Source organism: Dietzia sp. NPDC055343 (assembly GCF_053645265.1).
Genome location: NZ_JBSHMJ010000108.1, coordinates 1 through 2,474, shown reverse-complemented (window position 1 = coordinate 2,474; position 2,474 = coordinate 1). Strand labels below are relative to the sequence as shown.

Below are 2,474 nucleotides of genomic sequence, written 5' to 3'. Positions count from 1 at the left end.
GGGCTGACCACCAGAAACGCCCCACCACCCAAGGCCGGCCACCCACCCACGCCAGGGGACTACGCCCCGGGAGGTGACAGACGGTATTGCACGCGGGAGCTGGCCCCAGAACACCCGCACCCGTCGGGCAAATAGTCGTTTTATTAGTTTTTCTTGGAAGACAAGGTCGGATGAGAGGACGCGTAGTGCCGACTGGCGAGAAGGATTTGAGGCTTGTCGTTGATTTCCAGCAGGAGCACGTCGAGGTGATCTCGGGCGGGAATCGGCGTATCGCTCGGACTCCCAGCAGCCCTGATAGGGGTTTGGTGACGACGTGGCCGGTGTTCCTGGCGATTGTCGTGGCCGCGACCGGCCGGCCACGTGACAGACGTTCCGGAGCTGATGAGTGGTGGGAGCTCGAGGTCGACCCGGTGTCGATGACGGACAGCATCGGCGACGACATTCCCCCGTTTTCGCTGGCCCGTCTAACCGGGGAGCCGTTCTTGGCCAACAACTCCAAAGAGTTCCTCTACTGGCATGTCGATCATCACGGCAATAGGGACGCGGAAGGACACTCGCCCGGATGCGGGGATCCCGATAGCCTCACGGAAGCAGATCTGATCTGGCTCGGAGGATCAGTCTTGGATGACTACTTCGATCTGTATGAGCAGGCGTATGAGACGTCGTCGTCGGGCCGGGAAGAGGGGTTTTCGATCCAGGGGCGATGGGTCGGGCGCTTCATCACGTACCCGGACAACGGTGAGTACAGGGTCGAGTTCTACGCACCGTCGAAGTTCGAGCGACTGGGCTTCGGGGACGTCGCCTGGGCCGACTAGCTGGCGATGTGGGGATTGCAGAAGACGTTCTATGTCGGCACGGGGTTAGCTAGTAGCGCCTTGCTCAGCTCGTCAGCGTTCTGGCGGCTCGGAGGGTGGCGATGAGGTCGGTGCGTCCACTTGGGGTGATGCGGGGCGCGATGACGGCGTGGGGCTCGTCGCCGAGGGCGATGAGGTGGGCGTGGTGCTGGTACGGATCGTGGGCGTGGATGTCGATGGTGCTGGCTGAGGCGTGGTGGGCGGCCAGGTCGAGCGCTTCGGTGAGGTCGCCGGCGGTGGTGAGGTTCTGTTGTGCCAGTAGCTCGCCGGTCGGGGCGGTCGTGGTGATGGTGATGATGTGCATGGGTGTCTACCTCTTGTAGGTGGTGCGTCCGCCGGCGCGGAACGGGCTGGCGTCGGCGTGGAAGGACTGGCCGTCGTTGTGTTCGGCGTCGAGCCGGTCGAGCAGCTCCTCGAAGGCGCGGACGGTGAATGCGACGGCGCTGGGGAGGTCTTCGGCGTCCTCGAGGGCCTGGCATGTGCCCCAGACTCGTTCGACGAGGTCGGCGGGCAGGCGCACGTTCCAGTTGCGGTATTCGGGGGCGTCGGCTGGGCGGTCGGCCTTCTCCCCTGCCGCGGCCTGGGCGACGAGGCTGTCGGTGGTCTTGCGCTGGCGAACGGGCGGCTTGGCGGCCATGGGTATCAGTTCCTCTCGGCGGTCAGGGTGGTCAGCAGCTCGTGGAAGCTGTCGCGGACGGTGACGGCGGCGATTTCCTTGAGCTCGTCCAGGCCTTGGCCGTTGGCGGCGGCTTCGGCGATGAAGGCGCGGCGTGGGATGTCGTGGGGGTGGACGCGGTAGCCGGAGGCGTCGGCCCATTCGCGGATCTCGGTGGCGACGCGGCCGTGGGTGGCGGTGCGGGTTGTGTCGCGCAGGTTGATGAGGATGTCCGGATCGGGCAGCGGCCGGGTGGGGCGGAGGTCTTCGTTGATTTCGTCGACGAGTTCCCCGGTGTCGCTGATGCCGTTGAACGAGTCGTTTTCGGGTTCGGTGACGAGCAGGACCCGGTCGGCGGCGTAGAGGGCGTTAATGGTGCCCAGTGATAGGCCGCGGTCGCAGTCGATGACGATGAGGTCGTAGTCGTCGCGGACGGCGTCTAGGGCTTTGTGTAGGACTTTGCCGGGGGCTACTCCCCCAAGTGATTGCAGAGCTGCGGCCAGTGCGCCGCGTCCGGACGGGACGATGTCGAGTCCGTCGCGGCGGGTGGTGTGGGTGGCCCGGTCGAGGGTGACGCCTGGGGTGCGGGCGTAGATGTCGGCGAGGGTGTGGCCGTCGGGGTCGCGGTCGCCGAGGATGCGCAGGGCCACTCCCCCTTGGGCGTCGTGGTCGATGACCAGGACGCGGCGTCCGTCGGCGACGGCGGCATGGGCGAGCATGAGGGCGCTGGTGGTCTTGCCGACGCCGCCCTTGTGGTTGGCGATCGCGATGACCGTGGTCATGGGCACTTTCCCTTCTTTATGCGTGCATGGTGCGAGTATATCCGTGCATGGTGCGGGCATGGCGCAAGTGTGATGCTCGGGTGAGGGGCGTGTCGTGGCCGGCCACTGGGGCGGGTGGCCGGCGGTCGGGGGGGGGGGGGATGGCGCGGGCGGCCCCCCCCCCCCCCCCCCCCCCCCCCTCCC

At 66.8% G+C, this 2,474-nt stretch carries 4 protein-coding genes; 1 reads left to right on the top strand and 3 read right to left on the bottom strand.

Going from position 1 to position 2,474, the window contains the following annotated elements; translation table 11 throughout:
- Nucleotides 1-185: 185 nt before the first annotated feature.
- Nucleotides 186-815, top strand: a complete 630-nt coding sequence (locus tag ACWIE7_RS18790; RefSeq protein ID WP_378002108.1) for a hypothetical protein — start codon at nucleotides 186-188, stop codon at nucleotides 813-815.
- A 64-nt stretch (nucleotides 816-879) separates the two neighbouring features.
- Here ACWIE7_RS18790 and ACWIE7_RS18785 read toward each other — a convergent pair whose 3' ends face one another.
- The 3 genes from ACWIE7_RS18785 to ACWIE7_RS18775 are packed head-to-tail and all read right to left on the bottom strand — an operon-like array spanning nucleotide 880 to nucleotide 2,291.
- Nucleotides 880-1,158 (bottom strand): hypothetical protein, encoded by a 279-nt coding sequence (locus ACWIE7_RS18785; protein ID WP_378002109.1) that lies wholly within the window; start codon nucleotides 1,156-1,158, stop codon nucleotides 880-882.
- Nucleotides 1,159-1,164: 6 nt separating this feature from the next.
- Nucleotides 1,165-1,491 (bottom strand): hypothetical protein, encoded by a 327-nt coding sequence (locus tag ACWIE7_RS18780; RefSeq protein ID WP_061230129.1) that lies wholly within the window; start codon nucleotides 1,489-1,491, stop codon nucleotides 1,165-1,167.
- Nucleotides 1,492-1,496: 5 nt separating this feature from the next.
- Nucleotides 1,497-2,291, bottom strand: coding sequence for a ParA family protein (locus tag ACWIE7_RS18775; protein WP_061230130.1), 795 nt, complete (start codon nucleotides 2,289-2,291; stop codon nucleotides 1,497-1,499).
- Nucleotides 2,292-2,474: the final 183 nt, after the last annotated feature.

Excerpts from the sequence above, each read along its gene's own strand:
- ACWIE7_RS18775 (WP_061230130.1), bottom strand. The coding sequence starts at position 2,291 with ATGACCACGGTCATCGCGATCGCCAACCACAAGGGCGGCGTCGGCAAG.
- ACWIE7_RS18780 (WP_061230129.1), bottom strand. The coding sequence starts at position 1,491 with ATGGCCGCCAAGCCGCCCGTTCGCCAGCGCAAGACCACCGACAGCCTC.
- ACWIE7_RS18785 (WP_378002109.1), bottom strand. The coding sequence starts at position 1,158 with ATGCACATCATCACCATCACCACGACCGCCCCGACCGGCGAGCTACTG.